The organism is Bacillus nakamurai, assembly GCF_001584325.1.
GTDB classification, from domain to species: domain Bacteria; phylum Bacillota; class Bacilli; order Bacillales; family Bacillaceae; genus Bacillus; species Bacillus nakamurai.
In genome coordinates this window covers 28,753-49,159 of sequence record NZ_LSAZ01000008.1, presented here as the reverse complement: position 1 = coordinate 49,159, position 20,407 = coordinate 28,753, and the positions used below count along the sequence as shown (strand labels likewise).

Below are 20,407 nucleotides of genomic sequence, written 5' to 3'. Positions count from 1 at the left end.
AACTCCTTTTAAAGCACATCGGCAATCTTCGACATGGTTTCAGAAAGAGCCGTCAGCTTTGTGCTTATCTCTCTGATTTGGTCTTTACTTAATTTATCATAAGATGTATACGATTGATCGCCTGTTTTGTATTTCGACATCAAAACTTCAAATTCGCTGAATTCTGTATCAAGCTTTTCCGTTACGTCAGAATGATCTTTGACGAGCGCGCTTTTCACTGTTTCATAGACGGCTTTTGAACCTTCGACATTCGCAGCCAGATCCACTAAATCAATACGGGAGTAACGCTCTTCTTCCCCGGTGATTTTGGAAATGCCCGCTTCATTCAGAAGCTCCATGGCGCCCGCAACGATTTGTTCAGGCGTCAGTTTGAGAGAAGCGATAGAGCCGTCCAGCTCTTTTACATCTTTTAACAAGACAGCCGCTGTTTCTTTTTCGTCAGAAATCTTTTTGTCCTTCCATAAAGCTTTCTCCAGCTTGTGGAAGCCCGTCCATTTGTCTCCTTCTTCCACGTCGTTTTCTCTGGCGTCGATTTTCGGATCAAGCGTTCCGAGGCTTTCGGCGATCGGTTCAATTCTTTCGTAATAGACGCGCGCCTTCGGATAGAGTGCTTTTGCTTTATCTATGTCGCCGGTCTTAATGGCGTTTGTGAAAGCTTCAGTCGCCTTCACAAGCTGATCGCTTTGGTCTTTTACATAGGTTTTATATTCACCAGCTGCTTTTGTAAGCTGGTCACTGGCTTTTTTGCTGTCTTTTTTAGCGCCTGTCAGCTCCTCTAAAGAGGCTGTCAGCGATACGGATTCCGATTTGATTTTATTTGTATCAGGCTTATCTTTTTGCGCCTCTGTGTAAATCGGCTGCAAGTGCTTTTCGATTTCCGTATATTCAAACGGATAATCGGTGCGGATTTTGTTTTCAAATGAGAGCCAGTAGCTGTTTAATTCTTTCCCCTTTTTTTGAATGCCTTTTTGATCTTCTTTTTTGACGGACTCATTCAGTTTGGTCAGAATGTCTTCCATTTTGTCTACTGATGTTTTGATCTCCTGATTTACGCTGCTTTTTTCGGCTCCTTTATCAGCCGTTGACTGCTGCGCTCCGCAGCCCGAACATAGGGCGAGGAGCAGGCCGGCTGATACAGCCGCTTTTTGGATATGCTTCATTTTGCAACTTCCCTTCTATTTGATTTTAACTTGATGATTTCCATAACGAGTGCGATGGCTAAAAAGCCGAAGATGAACAGCTGCGGAATCGTGCTGTAAATCGACGGATAAATGCCGAGAAACGATACTGACGGCAGCCAGCTTTCTGTGTCAGACGGAAGAATATCCGCCAACTGAAGGCTGTGCACGCCCGTGCCGAGAAACTTCACGCACATATACAGCACGACGGCCATTGACAGTAAAAAGAACGGCTTTAACGGTATCCGCATTCCGAGCTTAATCATGAGAAAGCCGGCAGCCGCAAGAATCAGAAGACCTGCTGCCGTTCCCCCTATTAATTCCGTAAGAGACAGCTTTCCGACGAGGCCGATAAAAAAGATCACCGTCTCAAGCCCTTCCCTGACGACTGCCAGAAAGGCGATCAGCGCAAAGGAGAGCAAGCTTCCTTTTTTCAGCGCTTGCGCTTTTTGGGTGTTGATTTTTTCTCTCCATTTATCCATCGAAGCGTTTCGGTGAAGCCATACGCCTACATAGAGGAGCATAACTGCTGACAGAATGCCCGTCACGCCGCCGATCAGGAAATTGTTTTCTCCAAATACGTTTGAGGAAAACAAAAGTGTGACACCGATTCCCGCACAGAGAGAAACGAGCATGCCGAGAGACGCACCGCCCCAAATCCAAGCGGTCGAATGAGTGACGCGCGCTTTTTTTGTCATTGTCAGCAGCGCGCCAATGACAAGCAGCGCCTCCATTCCTTCCCGCACCGGAATGAGGGCGGCGTCCCACCAGCTGTAGCTGCTTGAAGCAATCGGCTCAAGGAGCTGAATCATTTCGTCAATATGCTTGATGGCCTGATCCGGGTGCATTTCGGCTTCCGCCTTCATCAGCGCCAGATTTTCCTCTGAGGTCGTGTACGCCGTTTTTGATTGGGAAACGACGTCACCTTCCACCGCCAGCCAATTCGTGACAAGCTGATCGATTTTTGCTGACGCCTCAGCGGTTTGACGGCTCTTTATGAGCTGTTTTGTTTCTTTTAAGCTTTGAATATAGGCTGAGAGTGAAAGCCTTGAGTTCCCATTGGCAGCGTCCTTTAACGTGACGGCCTGCCGGTAGGTTTCTAAATGGGAAGCAAGATCTGAAAGCTCCGCCTCTACTTTATTTGTGTCTTTATTAATCAGAGAAAGAGAAATCATTGCGATATTGGAGTTCATTTTCGAATAGGAAGAGGTATTTTCTTTTTTGATGTTCGGTTCTTCCTTTTTCCATACAGTTTTGAATTGCGAAAATGTTTTTTCGACAGAGTGTATGTCTCCGTCCTTTGCAGATTGAATCATTTGCTGATTCAGATTGATAAGTGAAGCGATGGGATCAGCGCCTTTCGCCACAGCTGAAGAGCTGAATATGACGAGCAGGCTGAATAACATGAAAGCAATCTTCCTCGCCATCATGCACCTCCTGTAGTTGAAAATGATTATCATTGTATATTATAATCATAGTCAGTTACAGGCCTTTGTCAATAGAAATTTGTGAACGCCGAATGGGGCTGTCCTGACAGAACAGCCCTTAACCCGCATGAGATCTAGCGTTTTGCTTTATGACGTTGAATTTCTTCATGAAATCCCCGGGCGGCGGCTTCCGGATCTTCGGCTTGGCTGACTGCGCTGATCATGCTGACGCCGTCTGCCCCGGCCTCAATGACGGGCGCCGCATTTGCAATCGTGATGCCGCCGATTCCTACAATCGGAATGGCGATGCCCTGCCTCCGAACCGCTTCAATCAATGAAACGCCCTGCACGGCTTGGGCATCCTTTTTCGTTTCTGTCGGATAGATGGGCCCAAGGCCGACGTAATCCGCTCCGTCTGCTTCCGCTTGCTTCACCTCGGATATGTTATGTGCAGAAACTCCGAGAATCATATCGCCGATTGCGGCTCTCGTTTCTGCTGCGTTTGCATCTTCTTGACCGATATGCACTCCGTCCGCTTCAAGTCGCAATGCCAATTCCACATCATCATTTATAATGAAAGGGATTCCCGCTTGTCTGCAAACGTCCTGCACTTCCTTCGCGAATACGAAACGGTCTTCTCCGTTTAAAGAACCGCTTCCCTTTTCGCGAAATTGAAATAGTGTAGCGCCGCCCTGTACGGCTTTTCGTACAACAGAAACGGGATCGGTGCTTGTATTATTTGACCCCATGATAAAGTAAACCGATAAAACATCCTTCATCATTTCCCGAGAAATACGCGTCATGCGTTTGTCACCCTTTCAATTGAAGCAAGCTCAGCCGCTTCTTTTTCTGATATGAATGAAAGCTTGTTCAAGAGTTCAATCTGAAAGCTGCCCGGCCCCTTGTGAGATGCGGCTGCGGCGGCAAGCTCAGCTGCGCTTCCATATACAGAAACGGCTGCGGCTGCGGCGCTGAGAGCGTCTTGTCCGACTGCGCAGAAGGCCCCTGCGACTGACGTCAGCAGACAGCCGGCGCCTGTTACTTTTGTCAGCATCTTGTCGCCGTTATGGATGGCATACGTCACGGTGCCGTCAGAGATAATGTCGGTTTTTCCTGTAATCGCAATCACCGTGTTCAGCTTGTTTGCAGCGGTCTTTGCCAGCTGAATGATGTCACCGCCTGCTCCAGCGGCATCCACACCTTTGATACTCCAATCGCCGGCGCCGACGATATTGGCAATTTCCGCGGCATTGCCGCGAATGACGGACAGATGGACCTCATCTATAATGCTGCGGGCTGATTCAATGCGAAACGGTGTAGCTCCGGCGCCTACCGGGTCAAAAATGACCGGAACGCCGTTTTCATTGGCTGATTTCCCGGCGGCGATCATCGCCTCAACGGAAGCTGCACTGAGCGTGCCTATATTCAGAACAAGCGCTCCGGCGATTTTTGCCATGTCGGCAGCCTCCTCTATCGCATAGGCCATGACTGGCGACGCGCCCAGCGCAAGCAGGCCGTTAGCGGTGAAATTCGTCACGACATTGTTGGTGATACAGTGAACGAGCGGGTTCTGCTCCCGGACTTTGCCTAAATATTGAGCTGCGGTTTGTGCGTCCATGCTTAATCATCCTTTTCTTTCTTTTTCGGATTCCATAAATACGATTTTGTATGTTCCAGCCATGCTCTGGCTGCAAACGACATATAGCGGTCCTTCCTCCAAATGATCGCAAGATGCCAAGGAATGACCGGATGAACGAGCGGAATCGTTTTGACTTTCTCAGGGTCAAGGCCGCGGCAGATGCGTTCCGGCAGAAGGCCGATGCCGAGATTGGCCGATACCATCTCGCTGATAAAGTCCCATTGTGACGTCTCGTAAATGACATGCGGGCTGAACCCCGCTTTCACGCATTCCGTCATAATTCGATTATGAAGGACAAAATCCTCCCTAAAGAAAATGAACGGCTCGTCTTTCAGTTCGTGCAGACTGCACTCTTGCTCATCCGCCAAACGATGTGACGGATGGACGACAAGCATAAGGGTTTCCTTTACAATAGTAAACGTATGAAAAATCTCTTCATTTGCGGGAAGAACAACAACGCCGATATCAAGCGAACCGTCCTCCACCCCTTCTTGCACTTTAATAGAGCCGTCCTCAACGAGCTGAAAGGTCACATCAGGATACGTGACACGGAAGTCACCGAGCACCCTCGGGAAAAAGCCCGACCCGATCATCGGCGGAAGGCCGATGCGGACGTGCCCTTTCTTCACCTCCATAATATCATTCAGCTCAGACGTCAGGTTTTGAAACGCCTTCGTGATCTCCTGGGCCTGCACATACATGCTCTGCCCGGCGTCAGTCAGCTCAACCTGCCTGCCATTGCGGTAAAACAGCTTAATCCCAAGCTCTGTTTCCAGGTTTTTTATCATCTTTGAAATGGTCGGCTGTGAGACATAAAGCGACTGGGAAGCCTTCGTGAAGCTTTTTAAACGGGCCACTTCTAAGAAATAAGTTAGGTGCCGAATGTCCATCTATTTCATCCTTTCTATAGACAAAAGGAATACATATTATTCTTAATATATATTTTACCTATAACAAAACCTTATGTACAATATAAATATAAGGGAGGCATCATGATGAAAAAATTGCTGCTTACCGTCATTCAAATCGCTCTGTTGTTTATATTCGCGCGTCTGATCAATTGGGTCACGGCGGCTCTTCATATAAATATTCCCGGCAGTATAATTGGGATTGTGATTCTTTTCACATTATTACACTTCAAAATCATCAAGCTCGAATGGATTGAGCTTGGCGCAGCATGGCTTCTCAGCGAGCTGCTGTTATTTTTTATCCCGTCTGCCGTCGGAGTGATTGAATACGGAGATATCATGTCTAAATTCGGCGTAAGCATATTACTTGTCGTCATCCTCAGCACATTTGTTGTGATGGTATCTACAGGTACGCTTACACAGCTTATAGCGAAAAGAAAGGAGAAAAAACAAACGTGTTCATCGGAATCTTAAGTTTGATCTTAACTGTTTTGGTGTATGTAGGCGCAAAAAAACTATATATGCGTTTTCCGCGGGTTTACACCTCGCCGCTTTTGATTACGCCGGCTGTTTTAGTCGGTCTGCTGCTGCTTGTCAATGTCCCGTATAAGACATACAATCTCGGCGGAGGAATGCTGACCGATATGCTTCAGCCGGCCACTGTGGCTTTTGCCATCCCGCTTTATAAATATTTCCCGATTTTAAAGAAATACGCCGTGGAAATTATTCTGAACGTGGCGGTCGGCTCATGCATCGCCATTCTTTCAACGGCATTTATCGCAAAATGGTTCCACCTTGGCAGCAGCTTAGTCGACAGCCTCGTGCCGAGATCCGTAACAACGCCGATTGCCATGAACGTATCGGAAATGATCGGCGGAATGCCTGCGGTGACAGCGGTTTTCGTCATTTTAACGGCATTATTCGGAACGATCATCGGGCCGATCGTGATCCGCTATTTCCGCATTGATAATGAAATTGCCAGAGGTGTGCTGCTCGGCACAAGCGCACACGGAGCGGGAACGTCTAAAGCATTCGAGCTCAGTTCCGTATCAGGGACGATTTCAAGCGTGTCCATGATTCTTGCTGCGATTATGACGCTATGCGCCGCGCCTATTTTAATTTCGTTTATGTAGCAACAGAGACCGCTCCTTTTGGGGGCGGTTTTTTAGTATTGAATTTATTGTAAATCAAAATACAATAGAAGGAGGAATTTAAAGGAGGAGCATACATGCAGCAATCACAGATTCGCGCCCATTATACAGCGTTAAGGGGTTTTTATTTATTCGCCTTTTTAGGAACCGGCAGCATCGTTCCTCTGCTCAGTATGTTTTTAACAAAAGAACAGCATTTGGACGGATCACAAGTTGGGCTGATTATGTCACTCGGTCCCATTGTAATGATTTTCTTTCAGCCGATTTGGGGGATGCTGAGCGACTATACACAGAAAACAAAAACCCTGCTGGCCTCATGTACGGCGCTGACGGGTATCATTGGACTGACTTACCTCGCAGCTGACCGTTTTCCTATGTTTATTGTCATTGCCGCTTGTTTCGCAGCTTTTCAGAGCACGATCATCCCTTTGTCAGACAGTATCTCACTGCGCTATACCCAACAGACGCAGGGCAATTACGGAGGCATCCGGCTGTTCGGTTCACTTGGTTTTGCGGTTGCCGTTTTGGCAATGGGACAAGTGACTGACAAGCTTTTTCCAATCCATGCAATCTTTCTGTTCGGATGCGCCTTTCTTTGTATTGCGGCAGGGCTTGCCGTACGGATGCCCGGTCAGCAAAAGGCGAAAATGAAGCTTAACCTTCGGGGCGGCTTCAGTGAATTAATGAAGAACAAAACCTTTCCCATTTTTATGATCATTACCTTCACCATCTTTGCTCCAAACTTAGCAAACAATACATACTTCAGTTTATTCCTGGATAAAAGCGGGGCTTCCCTTTCTGTCATCGGCCTCTTATTTTTTATTGCGGTCATGTTTGAAATACCGTTCATGAAATTTGCTCAGCGCTTTATCAATAAAATGGGCCTTCTCCGGGTCATTATGCTGTCGGGCATCGTCTCTCTTTGCCGCTGGCTGCTGTATTTTACGGGCCCGCCGATGTGGGTCATTTATGTTACTGTGTTTCTCCAAGGCGTGGCGATCGGTCTGTTCATTCCGGCTGCGCTGCAATATGTGAAAAAAATTACCCCGGGCCGCCTCGAAGCTACAGCCCTGACACTATACGCCGCCATCGGCAACGGTCTCGGCAACTGGTTTTGCACATTTGCCGGCGGCTACATCTTTGACTATGTGTCGATCTTTGCCGTCTATTTGCTCTTCGCCGCCTTGAGTGTCATCGGGGTGACGCTGACCGCATTTCTGCTGAAGGCAGAAAAAAGAGAGGCGCTGCGCAGGCCGGCAGCCGCTTTTCCATCCTCTCCTTCATAAAAGAAGAGATTCGCGATATGATAAGACTGTCACAAATAAAAAACAGAAGAACGGATGTGTCATATGAACGGCCAACAGCGAAGCAGCATCTCCAAAGGTCTTGAGGTAGATATCGTCCTGAAGGCGGATCAGCGGACAGGAAAGCTGACAAGGGGCATAGTGAAAGATATTTTGACAAACTCAAGCTTTCATCCCCGCGGGATCAAGGTTCGCCTTGAAGATGGGCGAATCGGCCGGGTGCAGCAGATCATTACATAAAAAAGAGGCCGGGATTACACGCCCGTGCCTCTTTTTTCACATTATTTTTTTTGCAGAAAGACGACTTTTAAATAATTGCCTTCTTTAAAGGCAGGAATCGTTTTAAAATCCTCCGGCAGTGTAAATTCTTCCAAGATGGTGTAGCGTTCGTTCGTTTCTTTAAACGCCGCGTCTATAAAGCCTTTGAATTTCTTCATGTTGAAGGCGCTGCTGTTTGTGGATGCTGCGATGACCCCGTTTTTTGCGGTGATCGCGATCGTTTCCTTCAGCAGATTTTTGTAGTCCTTTGCCGCGCTGAAGGTGCGTTTTTTTGTGCGGGCGAAGGAAGGCGGATCAAGAATAATCAGATCAAACTGCAATCCTTTTTTCGCCGCGTAACCGAAGTATTTGAACACATCCATGACTTTGATGTCATGGGCCTCGTAATCAATTCCGTTGGCGCTGAACTGCTCAATGGTTTTCGCGAGGCTGCGGTTGGCGACATCGACACTTGTCGTTTTTTCAGCTCCTCCAAGCGCCGCCGCAACGGAAAATGCCCCTGTATAAGAAAACGTATTCAGCACATGTTTCCCTTTGGCGTATCGGTCCCGAATCGTTTTGCGCACTTGGCGCTGGTCTAAGAAAATTCCTGTCATCGCGCCGTCATTCAAATCAACCGCGTAATGTATCCCGTTTTCCAGGACAATAACAGGGAAGTCTCCTCTTTCGCCTTTGACAAAATCGTCATCCTCCACATATTGGCCCGCGGTATCAAAACGCTTCTTTTCATATATCGCCTTGTACGGCATCTCCAGTCCGTCAAGCGCCTCCATCAGGCTGTCTTTATATGTATAGATGCCTTGGCTGTACCATTGAACCAGCAGATAACCGTCATAATAATCAATGGTGACGCCGCCAACGCCGTCGCCCTCACCGTTGAACAGACGGAACGCGGTTGTATCAGGCGCCTTGAACAGATGATCTCTTTCTTCAGCCGCTTTTTTGAGCTTGTCCAGAAAGAACCGACCGTCAATTTGTTCATGCCGGCTGCGTGACAGCACCCAGCCCACTCCTTTATTTTGCAATCCGTAATAGCCTTTTCCGAGAAACTCGCCCTTCTCGGTTTTCACATCAAAAAGGTCGCCTTCCTTCAAATGGCCGGCGCTTCCGGACAAGGCGTCTTTTTCAATCAAGGGAAACCCTTTTTTCAGCTTTCCGGCAAATGTATCTTTTACTGTAAGTAGCTTCATTGTGCATTCCTCTTTCGTTTTGCTTTCTCTTATCGTACCATAAAACATGATCATCACCGCATTGTCCGCGAAATTCAAAATAGGGGGAAAAACCATGGCTGCAAAAAGAATCGACCACACAGGCATTATGGTCAAAGATATGGAAAAATCCATCGCATTTTACCAAGACGTTCTCGGCATGACATTAAAGGACCGTATCACACATACAAACGGCGTCATCGAGCTCGCCTTTCTCGGTTTTCAGGAAGGACCGGAAACAGAGATTGAATTGATTCAAGGGTACAGCAGCGAGCTTCCTGTTGAAGGAAAGGTGCACCACATCGCCTTATTGACAGAAGATATCGCGGCCGAATTCACGCATGCGAAACGAATGGGCGCTGTATTTATTGATGAAGACATCACGACACTGCCGAACGGATACCGCTATTTTTACATTGAAGGTCCTGACGGCGAATGGATTGAGTTTTTCCAGCGTTAAAAAAACGGGCGAAAGCGCCCGTTTTTTTATGTTTCTTCTGTGATATTCTTTTCAGCCTCCCGTTCCTCCCTCCATTTTTGCAGATCCCATATTCTGAAAAACGGATAATAAATGATAAACGTAATCAGAAGGTTGATCAGCTGCATAACCGAACCGGAAATTTTCCCGCCTGTCGCAAGATACCCCGAAATCAGCGGCGGCATCGTCCACGGAACGGCGATCCCGGCCGGCTTTGCCACCATTCCTGTACTCATTCCGATATATGTCGCCGTGATCGTCAATAGCGGCGCAATGATAAAAGGCACGATTAACAGCGGATTCATGACGAGCGGCATTCCGAAAATAATCGGCTCATTGATATTAAACAGCGCAGGACCTATACCGAGCCGGCCGAGCTGTTTCATCTGTTTGCTTCTGGAGCGCACAAGCATGGTCAGCACAAGTGCAAGCGTCGCCCCGCTCCCGCCGACATTGATCCATATTTGAAAGAACTGCGTGGTAAAAATGCTCGGCAGCGCTTCTCCCGCTTGAAAAGCCAAACGGTTGGCGTCCATCGCCCCGTACCAGATCGGCGACATCACCCCGCCGATAATGGAAGCGCCGTGGATGCCGCATGACCAGAGAAGCATTTGCACAAACTCAGCGACGAGGCTGCCGCCCAAGCTCCCGCCGAGAATAGAAAGCGGCGTCCCCAATAAGTCACCGACGACATTATGAAGGCTTTCAAAAGGGGTCATTTCAATAAAAAGACGCGCCAGCCATACCAACGTAATAATAATAAAACCCGGGATCAGCGCGACGAATGATTTACTGACAGCGGGCGGCACCCCGTCAGGCATCTTAATGACGATATTTCTTTGAATGATAAACCGGTACACTTCCGTGGACAACATCGCAATAATCATAGCAACAAACAGGCCCTTGCTCCCGAGCAGCGTGATCGGGATGCCGCCTCCCACCATAACCTCTTTTCCCGCCCCGTCAGGCATAAACGGAATCTGAAACGGTGTCGCCAATAAAAAAGCGGCAAGCGCAATGGCTCCTGATGACAGCGCATCTACCTCATAGCTTTCCGCCAGCCGATAGGCAATCCCAAAAGCGGCGACGAGCGCCATAATGTCAAATGAAGCATTGACCGGATATCCGAGCTTATCAGCCCATTGTTCTCCGAATAGATTTGCCATAAAGTCGGCATAACCGGGAATGGGAAGGCTCGTCAGGATTAAGAAAACCGATCCGATAATAATAAGCGGCATAGACAGAATAATCCCGTCACGCAAAGCTCTTAAATGCCTTTGTCCGGCAATTTTCCCGGCCACAGGCATAATTTTTTCTTCCATAACCCGATTGAACGTACTCATCTATCAAAAACCCCCTTTTTGAGTTCAATGTGCAACTGCCTTAAAACATTTTCTTCATCATATTTTGAAAACGCTTACAATTGCATATAGAAATTTTCCTCTTCCTTTAGGAAAAAAAGAATTTCATCTTACCGATATATAAAGAAAAAAGGGGTTTTTCATGATGCATTTCAACTTAAAACCAGTAATGGCCCTTACGCTGTGTTTCAGCCTGTTCTCCGCTGCCCCGCTCGTGCGCGCGGAAACGCCGGATCAAGACGTTATCGTTGTGTATAAAAATCAAAGCGGCAAGGAATCAGCGATAGACAGCGGAGCAGATGTCGAACAGACGTACAAGCATCTTCCGGCCGTTGCCATGTCGGCCGATTCACAAACCGTGAAAGAACTGCAGCATGACCCTGACATCTTATATGTTGAAGACAATGTTTCATTTCAAGCTGCGGGCGGCTCAGATATGCACCTGTTATCAACAGCCGCAAGCGGTTATTCCGAACTGTCTCAATGGAATTTAGAACCGACTCAGGTCAAGCAGGCTTGGAAGGAAGGATTGACGGGAAAAAATGTGAAAGTAGCTGTCATTGACAGCGGCATTTTTCCCCACGACGACCTCTCAATTGCGGGAGGTTACTCTGCGGTCAGTTATACATCCTCATATAAAGATGACAACGGCCACGGTACACATGTCGCAGGAATCATCGCGGCTAAGCATGACGGATATGGGATTGACGGCATCGCGCCAGGTGTTCGGCTATATGCGGTTAAAGCATTGGATCAAAAGGGTTCGGGGGATCTTAAGAGCCTTCTCAAAGCGATCGACTGGTCTATCGCCAATAAAATGGACATCATCAATATGAGCCTCGGAACAAATGCCGACAGCCAAATCCTTCATGACGCGGTCGACAGAGCATACAAAAACGGAATCGTTATCGTGGCCGCCGCAGGCAACGACGGCAACAAAAAGCCCGTCAATTATCCGGGAGCCTACAGCAGTGTGACGGCAGTCTCTGCGGCAACCGAAAAAAATCAGCTCGCGGCTTTTTCGACCACCGGGAAGCAAATAGAATTTTCAGCTCCCGGCACAAACATCACAAGCACCTATCTGAATCAGCTGTATGCAATCGCTGACGGCACATCCCAGGCTGCACCGCACGTCACAGGCATGTTTGCGCTGCTCAAGCAGAAATATCCGCAGGAAACAAATGCACAGCTCAGAAAACAGATGCAGCAAAATATCAAAGACTTAGGCGCTCCGGGGCGTGATAACCAATTCGGATACGGATTAATCCAATATCACACGAATCAAAAGGATTTTGCCGAACAAGCCGTCATCAAAGCGGAAAAAACAAAAAAACAGACTGATATTAACCAAGCAAAAACAGCGGTAGGCAAGCTCCCGAAGTCAAAGGAGAAATCCTCACTTGAGGCGCGGATCAATAAAGCGCAGGCCGCTCGAAACGTGACAGACGCCAGAGACAAGGTCAAGACGGCCGAGAAGCAGAAGAAAAAAACCGCCGTCGATGCGGCAGAAAGCGCCACCCGCAAATTACCAGCCGGATCAGAGAAAAAAGCGCTGCAAAAGCGCCTGGACGGCGTCAATGCCGGCTTGCTGAAAACAGCTAAAACTGCCGTCACACAAGCAGAAAAAAAGGCCGATGACGCAAACGCCGCGAAAGCCCAAAAAGCAGTCAGCGAGCTCCAGCCGGGAAAAGATAAAACCGCGCTGCAAAAGCGGCTGGATAAAGTAAAGGACAAAATCAATCAGAAAAAAATCATTCAAGCGAGAACGAAAGTGAAAACAGCGGAGACATACAAAACAAAGAAGACAAAATCTGCAGCGCAAGCGGCTGTAAATCAGCTGAAGCCTTCTGCCGAAAAGACGAAGCTTCAAAAACGAGTGCGTGCGGTCCGGGTCAAACATTAAAAAAACGCTTAGGAGCCGTCTAACGGCTTCATAAGCGTTTACATCACCCTATTGGTTAATGGCAGGCCGGCTTGCCGGACGCCATTTCGTAAATGACATATAACGGAAATATTGATCGCGGTAAGGATGGGACGTACCTGAATTCCATGGCTTGTCTCCCCCGCAAAAGTGAACAATTGCCGGTTCTGTCCTCGTTTCTCTATAGCGTATCCGGTCTGTCAGTGTCGGAGGCGTTTTTTCATTCAACATGATATGGGTCTGCGCGTTCCACCGCGGATGCAGTTCATGCCATTGATCATATAATATGGCATTAAGCGCGTCCTGATCATGAAAAACGAGAAAATCCTCCGAACTATTGTCATTAATAAACTGAATCACCTTTTCAGAAATATTTTGTTCTCTCCAAGGTTCAAAATCAATCATCATAATACCGGAATTAAAATATTTGGCGGTATCACTGATGTTCATTTTTTTCAGTCTTTCGTGCTGTCCGGCATCCTCAACCGCAGCGACAATTGCCGGGGAAATATCCATATCCCATAAGGTTGAAATATCCTCCATCACGATCGCGTCGCAGTCGATATAAATCATCCGCTTTACACTTTCATCCTCTATTAAATCCGGAATGGAAATACGGTAATAAGCGGCTTTTGTAATATGGCTGCTTTCAACGGCATGTTCGTATTGATCGGCGTCAACCTCTAGAAATTCAACAGGCGTCCCGAATGACATCGTCGTTTGCTCCAGCTTTTTCTTGTTTTCGGCTGTAATCCCGCCGTCTATCACATATAATTTTACTTCTCTTGTTTTGTCCTTATTCATCAATAAAGAAGCGAACATCCCACCCAAATGACAAGCATAATGATCATCGGCACATGATACGATATGCATAGTTTCATTCTTTCCCACTGATATTCATCTCCCTTTTTGTTGTACAGGTTTCATTCCCTTTTTTAAAAAATTTAAACCGTTTTTTGCTGATAGAATGTGCTGTCTTTTTTCAGAGGATGGTGTTAAGGGATATAAAAAAAGCTGCCGGAGAGCCCGGCAGCGAAACGGAGTCTGCCCCCGTCAATCCACTTCTTTCTTAATCCCGAGCATCTTTTCGTCTAAATAATGCGCGATTTCCGCCGCTTCCTTCAGCTCGTCCGTCAGCTGCTTGGGGACTTCGTTATTTAATTTGTAGTAGATTTTATGCTCAAGGCTCGCCCAAAAATCCATGGCGATGGTGCGGATTTGAATTTCCGCTTTTACATATTCCACCCGATTCGTTAAATAGACGGGAATCTCAATGATCAAATGCAGGCTGCGGTAGCCGTTCGGCTTTGGCTGTTTAATATAATCCTTCACCTTCACAATCTTCAAATCCTTATGCTGCTTAAGGACCTCCGCGATATTATAAATATCAGAAATAAAGGAACAGATAATCCGCACACCCGCAATATCATGGATATGTTCTTTCATCTCCTGCGTCGTCACATCGCACCCTTTGCGCATCAGCTTATTGACGATGCTTTCAAAGCTTTTCACACGCGATTTTGTATGTTCGATCGGGTTATGCCCGTGAATCAGATTATATTCCTGGCTGATAATAGAAAACTTCGTATCCAGCTCATCTAATGCAAATTTATAAACTAATAATTCATTTTTCCAATCTTCCATGACCGTTTTTAAATCATCCATATGGGTCGTTGACAAATCCATTTTTTTCATCTCCTTGCTTTGCTGTCCATGTATTAGACGGGGCGGTTTGCTGTGAGGTTCTTTACAAAATCGTGAAGTTTATTTCATTGTCAGCGGGATCATCAATAAAAAAAAGCAAATGCCGCAGTTATGACATTTGCTTTTTCTTCATTTCGTCAGCGGAAATAGCTGATCAGGAGTCCGATTGAAAGCAGGAATCCAAAGAATGTATTCGTTTGAGCCGTTGATTTCATCGCGATAATCATGTTCATCGGCATTTCGTTTTTCACAAAGCCCTTAATCGCCTGAACGGGCTTCGGCACGCTCAGAAAGACGAGAAACAGCCATGGGCTTGTATACCCCATCAGAACCAGACCGACGATCCAGATGTAAGCAATCGCAAATGATGCGGCCAAGATGATGACGGCTCCCTTATGCCCCATCAAAATCGCCAATGTTTTGCGTCCGCCTTTTTTATCTTCCTCAATATCGCGAATGTTGTTGGACAAGTTAATTGCACCGACTAGAATCGCAATCGGGATGGAGATCAAAATGCTTTGTTTATTAATCATATCCGTTTGAATGAAAAAAGAGATAAGGACAAAAACAGACCCCATGCAGATGCCGGAAAACAATTCACCGAACGGCGTATACGCGATCGGCAGCGGCCCGCCTGTATACAGGTAGCCGATCAGCATGCCGACAAGTCCGATTGCCGCGAGCCACCAGCTGCTGCTCATGCAAATATACACACCGAGTACAATCGCAATGGCATAAGAGCCGAGCGCCAACTGCAAAATCGTTTTCGGCTTCATGCCGTGGCGGACGATCGCTCCGCCGATTCCCACTGAATCCTCCGTATCTAAACCGCGTTTAAAATCGTAATATTCATTGAATAAGTTCGTGGCAATCTGAATCCATAGGCAGGAAAACAGCATGGCCAGAAACAGCAGGAAATCAACCTTTACATAAAACATCGCCAAAACGGTGCCGAGCAATACAGGCACAAACGATGCCGTCAATGTATGAGGGCGGGTTAATTGCCATAAAATACGGCCCATGCTTTCCTTTTCAGGCGTCTTTTGGCTGCCTCCCATATTGTTTTGATTCATTTTCCTCTTCCTTTCTATTAAAAGGCTTTCACAGTCAGCCGATAACAGTAGTGTTGAATTGGGGTTTTCATGTTTCTGCTACCTTATCTATCATAATAATTTCTTCCTCATTTCACAAGATGCGAGGCTTTAGGACAAGCGTTCTTCTTTCTTGTCTGTAAACGGCTTTATCCCCTTCTCCCTTGGGTTTTATCAGAACCTGGAGAAAGAAAAGGCCGCGAAAAATTTTTTACCTCATTTATATTTGCGATAAGTTAAAAATCCCGCCTCCACTGCGCTTTTTTATTATGGTCATTTGTCTTTTATAGATGCGCTGTTTTCCAGTCTTTTGTTTCCCGATCATTTTTAAGGAAAATTTAAGCTTAGGATATTAGACATATTTTGAAACTTTTTGTTAATCTAATCGTCATATACTGGTGTAATTATTGAATAATCGGGGAAGGAATTTTGAACATGATGCGAATATTAAAACGTGCTTATGAAAATACATTGATAAAATGGACGTTTCATACGGGCTTTTATTTTCTAATACTAGTATTGCTCTTTTGGATGTACGGATTTCACACAGCAAATACCGGCACCTATATTTACAACGACTTCTAATCGGGGAGGATTACTATGAAACTACTTGATGCTATAAAAAAATACGCGGACACCAAGCCGCAAGCCGATGCGTTTCGTTCCTTGGATGATTCCCTCACTTATCGGGAATTATGGGATATGTCGGAACGGACTGCGTCTGCCATTCAAACACACACACCTGACGGTTCAAAAACACCCGTCGTGGTATACGGACATATGGAGCCGAATATGCTCGTTTCCTTTTTGGGCTGCGTAAAAGCAGGGCGCCCTTACATCCCTGTCGATGTCTCCATTCCGGCGGAACGGATTGTCAAAATCATTGAAAGCTCAGGCGCAGAGCTATTCATTAACGTATCTGGCGATGCAGTCGATACGGGAAGCAATCTGATTAAAACCGTTACGCCTGAAGAGCTTGCTGCAGACGGTGATGCGAACGTCAGCCGTGAGCACTGGGTGAAAGAACAAGACACCTTTTATATTATTTACACGTCCGGCAGCACAGGAAATCCAAAGGGCGTGCAGATTTCATCCGATAACCTGCAAAGCTTTACAGACTGGATTTGCAGAGATTTTCCTGTGGGCGAGGGAAAAACATTCTTAAACCAAGCACCGTTTTCTTTTGATTTATCCGTCATGGACATCTTCCCGTCACTTCAAACGGGCGGCACGCTGCACTGCGTGACAAAAGATAAGATCAATAAACCGAAAGTATTGTTTGAAGAGCTGGAGAAATCCAGCCTTAACGTCTGGACATCAACACCGTCATTCGTCCAAATGTGCCTGATGGATCCCGGCTTTACGCAAGAACTGCTGCCAGGCGCAGAAGTGTTTATGTTTTGCGGAGAAGCGCTTCCCGTTGCGGTTGCACAGGAGCTTTTGAACCGTTTCCCGAAGGCCCGCTTATTCAACACATACGGCCCGACTGAAACAACGGTTGCGGTAACCTCCGTAGAAATCACGCAGCAGATCATTGATGAAAATGAGTCCCTGCCGGTCGGTTTTGCAAAACCCGATATGAACATCTGCATCATGGATGAAAACGGGAATAAGCTTCCGGACGGAGAAAAAGGGGAAATCATCATCGCCGGCCCAAGCGTGAGCAAAGGCTATCTCGGAGAACCGTCACTGACTGAAAAAGCGTTTTTTTCTTTTGACGGACAGTGGGCATACCGTACGGGCGACGCCGGTTATGCTCAAGACGGTCAGATTTTCTGCCAAGGACGCCTTGATTTCCAAATTAAGCTGCACGGCTACCGCATGGAGCTTGAAGAAATTGAAGTTCACGTAAGGCAGTCTCAATATGTGCGCTCAGCGGTTGTCATCCCGTATCAGCCTAACGGACCTGTCGAATATCTTATCGCCGCAATCGTACCTGAAAAACATGACTTTGAAAAAGAATTTCAGCTGACAAGCGCCATTAAGAAAGAATTAGCCGCTTCACTTCCGGCCTATATGATCCCGAGAAAATTCATTTATCAGGATCAGATTCAAATGACTGCGAACGGCAAGATTGACCGTAAACGCATTGGTGAAGAGGTTATTGTATGACGCCTTACAGCTCGTTTTTCTTCTTTATTTTACTTGGAATCCTTCTCTTGCCGACGATCATTTTAGGGCTGAACGGCAAGAGATTCCAAGGATACAACATGTTTATTTCTATCATCATATTGGCTTTGATTTTTTCACACGATCTGCACGGCGTCATTGCATTGTGCTTGTTTACGCTATGGCAGGTGCTTTTAATCAGGGGGTATCTCGCTTACAGGCTGAAGGCAAACAGCGGCTTTGTCTTCAGTATGGCCGTGATTGCGTCCATTTTACCCCTGTTTTTATCTAAGTTATGGCCGTTTTTCTTTATGCCGGAGCCTCATCATCCGCCGGTTCATAACCTGATCAGCTTTTTAGGAATTTCCTATCTGACCTTCAAAGGCGTCCAGCTGATCATGGAAACGAGAGACGGATTAATCAAAGAAAAGCTGCCTCTGCATCGTCTTCTGTATTTTATTATGTTTTTCCCGACCATCTCCTCCGGTCCGATCGACAGGTACCGCAGATTTGCAAAGGATGAACAGAAAATATGGACAAAAGAGGAATACGCAGACTTATTGTATACCGGCATTCATAAAATTTTTATCGGTTTCTTATACAAATTCATTATCGGATATGCGATTAACACCTATTTCATTATGAATCTGCCGCACATCACCCACAATAAGCTGCTGGGTAATGTGCTGTATATGTACGGTTACAGCATGTACCTGTTTTTCGATTTTGCGGGTTACACGATGTTTGCCGTCGGTGTCAGTTATATCATGGGAATCAGATCACCGGAAAACTTTAACCTGCCGTTTATCAGCAGAAACATTAAAGACTTCTGGAACCGCTGGCATATGTCGCTTTCCTTCTGGTTCAGAGACTACGTATTTATGCGCTTTGTCTTCTGGATGACAAAGAAAAAATGGATTAAGAACCGAATGGCCGTCTCGAACATCGGGTATTTCCTGCTGTTCATGCTGATGGGTGTTTGGCATGGGCTCGCCCTGCAATACATTGTGTACGGCCTGTATCACGCCGTTTTAATGACGGGGTATAACTTTTTTGAGAAATGGAATAAAAAATATAAGTGGCTGCCGTCCAATCGTTTCACAACGATATTAGCCATCGTGATTACGTTCCATTTCGTATGCTTCGGATTTTATATTTTCTCAGGAAAACCATTTCATCATCATTAAAGGAGATTGAAAACACATGGAATTTAAACAAGAGGTATTAGACGTATTAGCTGAAGTTTGTCAGGAGGATGTTGTAAAGGAAAATCCTGATATCGATATTTTTGAAGAAGGACTGCTTGATTCTTTCGGAACTGTAGAACTGCTTGTTGCCATCGAAAACCGTTTCGGCATTACTGTGCCCATCACTGAATTTGACCGTGATGAATGGAATACGCCAAACAACATTGTAAACAAACTGACTGAGTTGAAGTAAATGAAAAAGCGTTTCTTTGGCCCAATTATTTTAGCGTTTGTCCTGTTTGCCGGAGCCATTGCCGTTCCGGCTTCATGGCTTACGCGCTTCATTCCGGAAAAACGTGTCGAAGAGTCGGCAGCAGCCTTAAGCCCGAATATGTTCCAAGGGCTCTATCTGCAAAACAAAATGTTCGAAGACCCGAAGTATATGCCGATATTCGGTTCTTCCGAGCTTTCCAGACTGGATGAGTTTCATCCGTCTAACTATTTCAAGGTGAATAATCAAGGATTCACGCCTTATCTTGTCGGAAAAGGCGGTTCGCAATCATTAATTCATGCCATTAACTTTGCCGCCCACGCTGATCAGCTCAAGGGCAAAAAAATGGTTTTCATTGTTTCGCCGCAATGGTTTACTAAGCATGGTTCGAACGAACAGCATTTCGCACCCAATTTCTCGTCATTGCAAGCACTTCACTTGGCTTTTAATAATGATATTGAGCCGGGTTTAAAAAAACAATTAATACAACGTATGCTGCACTACAAAGTCGTTCAGCATGATGCCGTACTTTCTGAACTGTTTAAAGCCATTCTCAAAGGCCAGACTTGGAAGGTTAACGCATTAACGCCGGCCGCGAAACTTTATTACAATATTTTAGAAAAGAAAGACCTATACTACTCTATTGAAGAGCCGCAGGGACCGAAACGATCCATTAACGAAAACCTTAAAGGAAAGTCATGGTCTGCACTTGAAAAGCTGGCCTCTCAATACGGAAAAGAACACTCCCGGACCAATCAATTTTTTATAGACGACTCAGTTTATAAAAATATCAAGAATAAAGTGCCAAAAGCAAAAGGTTCCAACAAAGGGAGAACATACGCTTATAAAAAATCGTTGGAATACAGTGATTTTGAAGATATGCTCGATATCCTGAAGGATGCCGGGGCTAAACCGATGTTCGTTGTCATTCCGGTAAACGGTAAGTTTTACGACTACACCGGCTTCCCGAAAAAAGGCCGCACCGATTACTATAAAAAAGTCACAAAGCAAATTAAAGCCAAGGGCTTCCAAGTTGCAGACTTATCGGGGCACGAACATGATCCGTACTTTATGAAAGACACCATCCATATTGCCTGGAAGGGCTGGGTATATGTCGATAAAGCGATGGAGCAGTTTTATAAAACCGGCAAGGTGACGGTTCACTAAGCACGGTGATGATCGAACACAGAA

Annotated in this window: 21 protein-coding genes; 11 read left to right on the top strand and 10 right to left on the bottom strand. The window is 46.2% G+C overall.

Translation table 11 applies throughout. The features are described from left to right. Nucleotides 1–8: 8 nt before the first annotated feature. The 5 genes from efeO to cidR form a co-directional block, all read right to left on the bottom strand. Nucleotides 9–1,160, bottom strand: coding sequence for an iron uptake system protein EfeO (gene efeO, locus AXI59_RS05225; RefSeq protein ID WP_061527591.1), 1,152 nt, complete (start codon nt 1,158–1,160; stop codon nt 9–11). Beyond that, nucleotides 1,157–2,605 carry an FTR1 family protein gene (locus tag AXI59_RS05220; protein ID WP_061527590.1) on the bottom strand — a complete coding sequence of 483 codons (1,449 nt, stop codon included), beginning with the start codon at nt 2,603–2,605 and terminating at the stop codon, nt 1,157–1,159. Before AXI59_RS05220 ends, efeO begins: the two co-directional genes overlap by 4 nt. 134 nt (nt 2,606–2,739) lie before the next feature. Next, a complete protein-coding gene (gene thiE / locus AXI59_RS05215) occupies nt 2,740–3,408 on the bottom strand; it encodes a thiamine phosphate synthase (RefSeq protein ID WP_061527589.1) in 669 nt (222 codons plus the stop codon). Then, entirely contained in the window at nt 3,405–4,223 is an 819-nt protein-coding gene (gene thiM / locus AXI59_RS05210; RefSeq protein WP_061527588.1) for a hydroxyethylthiazole kinase, read from the bottom strand. The genes thiE and thiM overlap by 4 nt, the downstream gene beginning before the upstream one ends. Nucleotides 4,224–4,225: 2 nt before the next feature. Further along, nucleotides 4,226–5,134, bottom strand: a complete 909-nt coding sequence (gene cidR / locus AXI59_RS05205; protein WP_061527587.1) for a cidABC operon transcriptional activator CidR — start codon at nt 5,132–5,134, stop codon at nt 4,226–4,228. Nucleotides 5,135–5,239: 105 nt separating this feature from the next. On the opposite strand from cidR, the gene AXI59_RS05200 reads away from it, so the two are divergent. From AXI59_RS05200 to AXI59_RS05185, 4 genes are all read left to right on the top strand, one after another. Continuing rightward, nucleotides 5,240–5,626: a CidA/LrgA family holin-like protein gene (locus tag AXI59_RS05200; protein WP_061523233.1), complete on the top strand. Its 387-nt coding sequence runs from the start codon at nt 5,240–5,242 to the stop codon at nt 5,624–5,626. After that, the gene (locus AXI59_RS05195) at nt 5,608–6,285 is read left to right on the top strand and encodes a CidB/LrgB family autolysis modulator (protein WP_061523234.1); all 678 of its coding nucleotides are present in this window, start codon (nt 5,608–5,610) and stop codon (nt 6,283–6,285) included. Before AXI59_RS05200 ends, AXI59_RS05195 begins: the two co-directional genes overlap by 19 nt. A 95-nt stretch (nt 6,286–6,380) precedes the next feature. Then, nucleotides 6,381–7,589: an MFS transporter gene (locus tag AXI59_RS05190; protein WP_061527586.1), complete on the top strand. Its 1,209-nt coding sequence runs from the start codon at nt 6,381–6,383 to the stop codon at nt 7,587–7,589. Between the two features lie 63 nt (nt 7,590–7,652). Continuing rightward, the gene (locus AXI59_RS05185) at nt 7,653–7,847 is read left to right on the top strand and encodes a YwbE family protein (protein WP_061523242.1); all 195 of its coding nucleotides are present in this window, start codon (nt 7,653–7,655) and stop codon (nt 7,845–7,847) included. Nucleotides 7,848–7,888: 41 nt separating this feature from the next. Here AXI59_RS05185 and AXI59_RS05180 read toward each other — a convergent pair whose 3' ends face one another. Beyond that, nucleotides 7,889–9,076, bottom strand: a complete 1,188-nt coding sequence (locus AXI59_RS05180; RefSeq protein WP_061527585.1) for a class I SAM-dependent rRNA methyltransferase — start codon at nt 9,074–9,076, stop codon at nt 7,889–7,891. A gap of 94 nt (nt 9,077–9,170) precedes the next feature. On the opposite strand from AXI59_RS05180, the gene AXI59_RS05175 reads away from it, so the two are divergent. Continuing rightward, the gene (locus AXI59_RS05175; RefSeq protein ID WP_061527584.1) at nt 9,171–9,554 is read left to right on the top strand and encodes a VOC family protein; all 384 of its coding nucleotides are present in this window, start codon (nt 9,171–9,173) and stop codon (nt 9,552–9,554) included. A gap of 26 nt (nt 9,555–9,580) precedes the next feature. Here AXI59_RS05175 and celB read toward each other — a convergent pair whose 3' ends face one another. After that, nucleotides 9,581–10,915, bottom strand: a complete 1,335-nt coding sequence (gene celB, locus AXI59_RS05170; protein ID WP_061527583.1) for a PTS cellobiose transporter subunit IIC — start codon at nt 10,913–10,915, stop codon at nt 9,581–9,583. A 163-nt stretch (nt 10,916–11,078) separates the two neighbouring features. Between celB and AXI59_RS05165 the strand changes: the two genes are divergently transcribed. Beyond that, the gene (locus AXI59_RS05165) at nt 11,079–12,836 is read left to right on the top strand and encodes a S8 family peptidase (RefSeq protein ID WP_082791731.1); all 1,758 of its coding nucleotides are present in this window, start codon (nt 11,079–11,081) and stop codon (nt 12,834–12,836) included. Nucleotides 12,837–12,884: 48 nt separating this feature from the next. On the opposite strand, the gene AXI59_RS05160 is transcribed toward AXI59_RS05165, so the two are convergent. The 3 genes from AXI59_RS05160 to AXI59_RS05150 all read right to left on the bottom strand — a co-directional run bounded on the left by AXI59_RS05160 (nt 12,885) and on the right by AXI59_RS05150 (nt 15,631). After that, entirely contained in the window at nt 12,885–13,745 is an 861-nt protein-coding gene (locus AXI59_RS05160; protein ID WP_061527581.1) for a glycosyltransferase family 8 protein, read from the bottom strand. A 162-nt stretch (nt 13,746–13,907) separates the two neighbouring features. Continuing rightward, complete coding sequence (ywaC, locus tag AXI59_RS05155) at nt 13,908–14,540, bottom strand: GTP pyrophosphokinase YwaC (protein ID WP_061523248.1); 633 nt, start codon at nt 14,538–14,540, stop codon at nt 13,908–13,910. A 155-nt stretch (nt 14,541–14,695) separates the two neighbouring features. Then, nucleotides 14,696–15,631, bottom strand: coding sequence for a 1,4-dihydroxy-2-naphthoate polyprenyltransferase (locus AXI59_RS05150; RefSeq protein WP_061523249.1), 936 nt, complete (start codon nt 15,629–15,631; stop codon nt 14,696–14,698). A 453-nt stretch (nt 15,632–16,084) separates the two neighbouring features. Between AXI59_RS05150 and AXI59_RS19195 the strand changes: the two genes are divergently transcribed. From AXI59_RS19195 to dltD, 5 genes are read left to right on the top strand one after another with little or no spacing between them, the layout of a single operon-like run. After that, entirely contained in the window at nt 16,085–16,234 is a 150-nt protein-coding gene (locus AXI59_RS19195; RefSeq protein WP_082791730.1) for a teichoic acid D-Ala incorporation-associated protein DltX, read from the top strand. Nucleotides 16,235–16,249: 15 nt separating this feature from the next. Beyond that, a complete protein-coding gene (dltA, locus tag AXI59_RS05145) occupies nt 16,250–17,761 on the top strand; it encodes a D-alanine--poly(phosphoribitol) ligase subunit DltA (RefSeq protein ID WP_061527580.1) in 1,512 nt (503 codons plus the stop codon). After that, the gene (dltB, locus tag AXI59_RS05140) at nt 17,758–18,945 is read left to right on the top strand and encodes a D-alanyl-lipoteichoic acid biosynthesis protein DltB (protein WP_061523251.1); all 1,188 of its coding nucleotides are present in this window, start codon (nt 17,758–17,760) and stop codon (nt 18,943–18,945) included. Before dltA ends, dltB begins: the two co-directional genes overlap by 4 nt. A gap of 16 nt (nt 18,946–18,961) precedes the next feature. Then, nucleotides 18,962–19,198, top strand: coding sequence for a D-alanine--poly(phosphoribitol) ligase subunit 2 (gene dltC / locus AXI59_RS05135; protein WP_061523252.1), 237 nt, complete (start codon nt 18,962–18,964; stop codon nt 19,196–19,198). Continuing rightward, on the top strand, nt 19,199–20,383 hold the full coding sequence (gene dltD, locus AXI59_RS05130; protein ID WP_061527579.1) for a D-alanyl-lipoteichoic acid biosynthesis protein DltD: 1,185 nt from the start codon (nt 19,199–19,201) through the stop codon (nt 20,381–20,383). Nucleotides 20,384–20,407 lie beyond the last annotated feature (24 nt).

Coding starts and splice junctions, on each gene's coding strand:
- celB (WP_061527583.1), bottom strand. CDS start 10,915: ATGAGTACGTTCAATCGGGTTATGGAAGAAAAAATTATGCCTGTGGCC.
- AXI59_RS05220 (WP_061527590.1), bottom strand. CDS start 2,605: ATGGCGAGGAAGATTGCTTTCATGTTATTCAGCCTGCTCGTCATATTC.
- AXI59_RS05165 (WP_082791731.1), top strand. CDS start 11,079: ATGCATTTCAACTTAAAACCAGTAATGGCCCTTACGCTGTGTTTCAGC.
- AXI59_RS05190 (WP_061527586.1), top strand. CDS start 6,381: ATGCAGCAATCACAGATTCGCGCCCATTATACAGCGTTAAGGGGTTTT.
- AXI59_RS05180 (WP_061527585.1), bottom strand. CDS start 9,076: ATGAAGCTACTTACAGTAAAAGATACATTTGCCGGAAAGCTGAAAAAA.
- AXI59_RS19195 (WP_082791730.1), top strand. CDS start 16,085: ATGATGCGAATATTAAAACGTGCTTATGAAAATACATTGATAAAATGG.
- AXI59_RS05185 (WP_061523242.1), top strand. CDS start 7,653: ATGAACGGCCAACAGCGAAGCAGCATCTCCAAAGGTCTTGAGGTAGAT.
- thiE (WP_061527589.1), bottom strand. CDS start 3,408: ATGACGCGTATTTCTCGGGAAATGATGAAGGATGTTTTATCGGTTTAC.
- efeO (WP_061527591.1), bottom strand. CDS start 1,160: ATGAAGCATATCCAAAAAGCGGCTGTATCAGCCGGCCTGCTCCTCGCC.
- AXI59_RS05175 (WP_061527584.1), top strand. CDS start 9,171: ATGGCTGCAAAAAGAATCGACCACACAGGCATTATGGTCAAAGATATG.
- dltA (WP_061527580.1), top strand. CDS start 16,250: ATGAAACTACTTGATGCTATAAAAAAATACGCGGACACCAAGCCGCAA.
- AXI59_RS05200 (WP_061523233.1), top strand. CDS start 5,240: ATGAAAAAATTGCTGCTTACCGTCATTCAAATCGCTCTGTTGTTTATA.
- dltC (WP_061523252.1), top strand. CDS start 18,962: ATGGAATTTAAACAAGAGGTATTAGACGTATTAGCTGAAGTTTGTCAG.
- dltB (WP_061523251.1), top strand. CDS start 17,758: ATGACGCCTTACAGCTCGTTTTTCTTCTTTATTTTACTTGGAATCCTT.
- AXI59_RS05150 (WP_061523249.1), bottom strand. CDS start 15,631: ATGAATCAAAACAATATGGGAGGCAGCCAAAAGACGCCTGAAAAGGAA.
- dltD (WP_061527579.1), top strand. CDS start 19,199: ATGAAAAAGCGTTTCTTTGGCCCAATTATTTTAGCGTTTGTCCTGTTT.
- thiM (WP_061527588.1), bottom strand. CDS start 4,223: ATGGACGCACAAACCGCAGCTCAATATTTAGGCAAAGTCCGGGAGCAG.
- ywaC (WP_061523248.1), bottom strand. CDS start 14,540: ATGGATTTGTCAACGACCCATATGGATGATTTAAAAACGGTCATGGAA.
- cidR (WP_061527587.1), bottom strand. CDS start 5,134: ATGGACATTCGGCACCTAACTTATTTCTTAGAAGTGGCCCGTTTAAAA.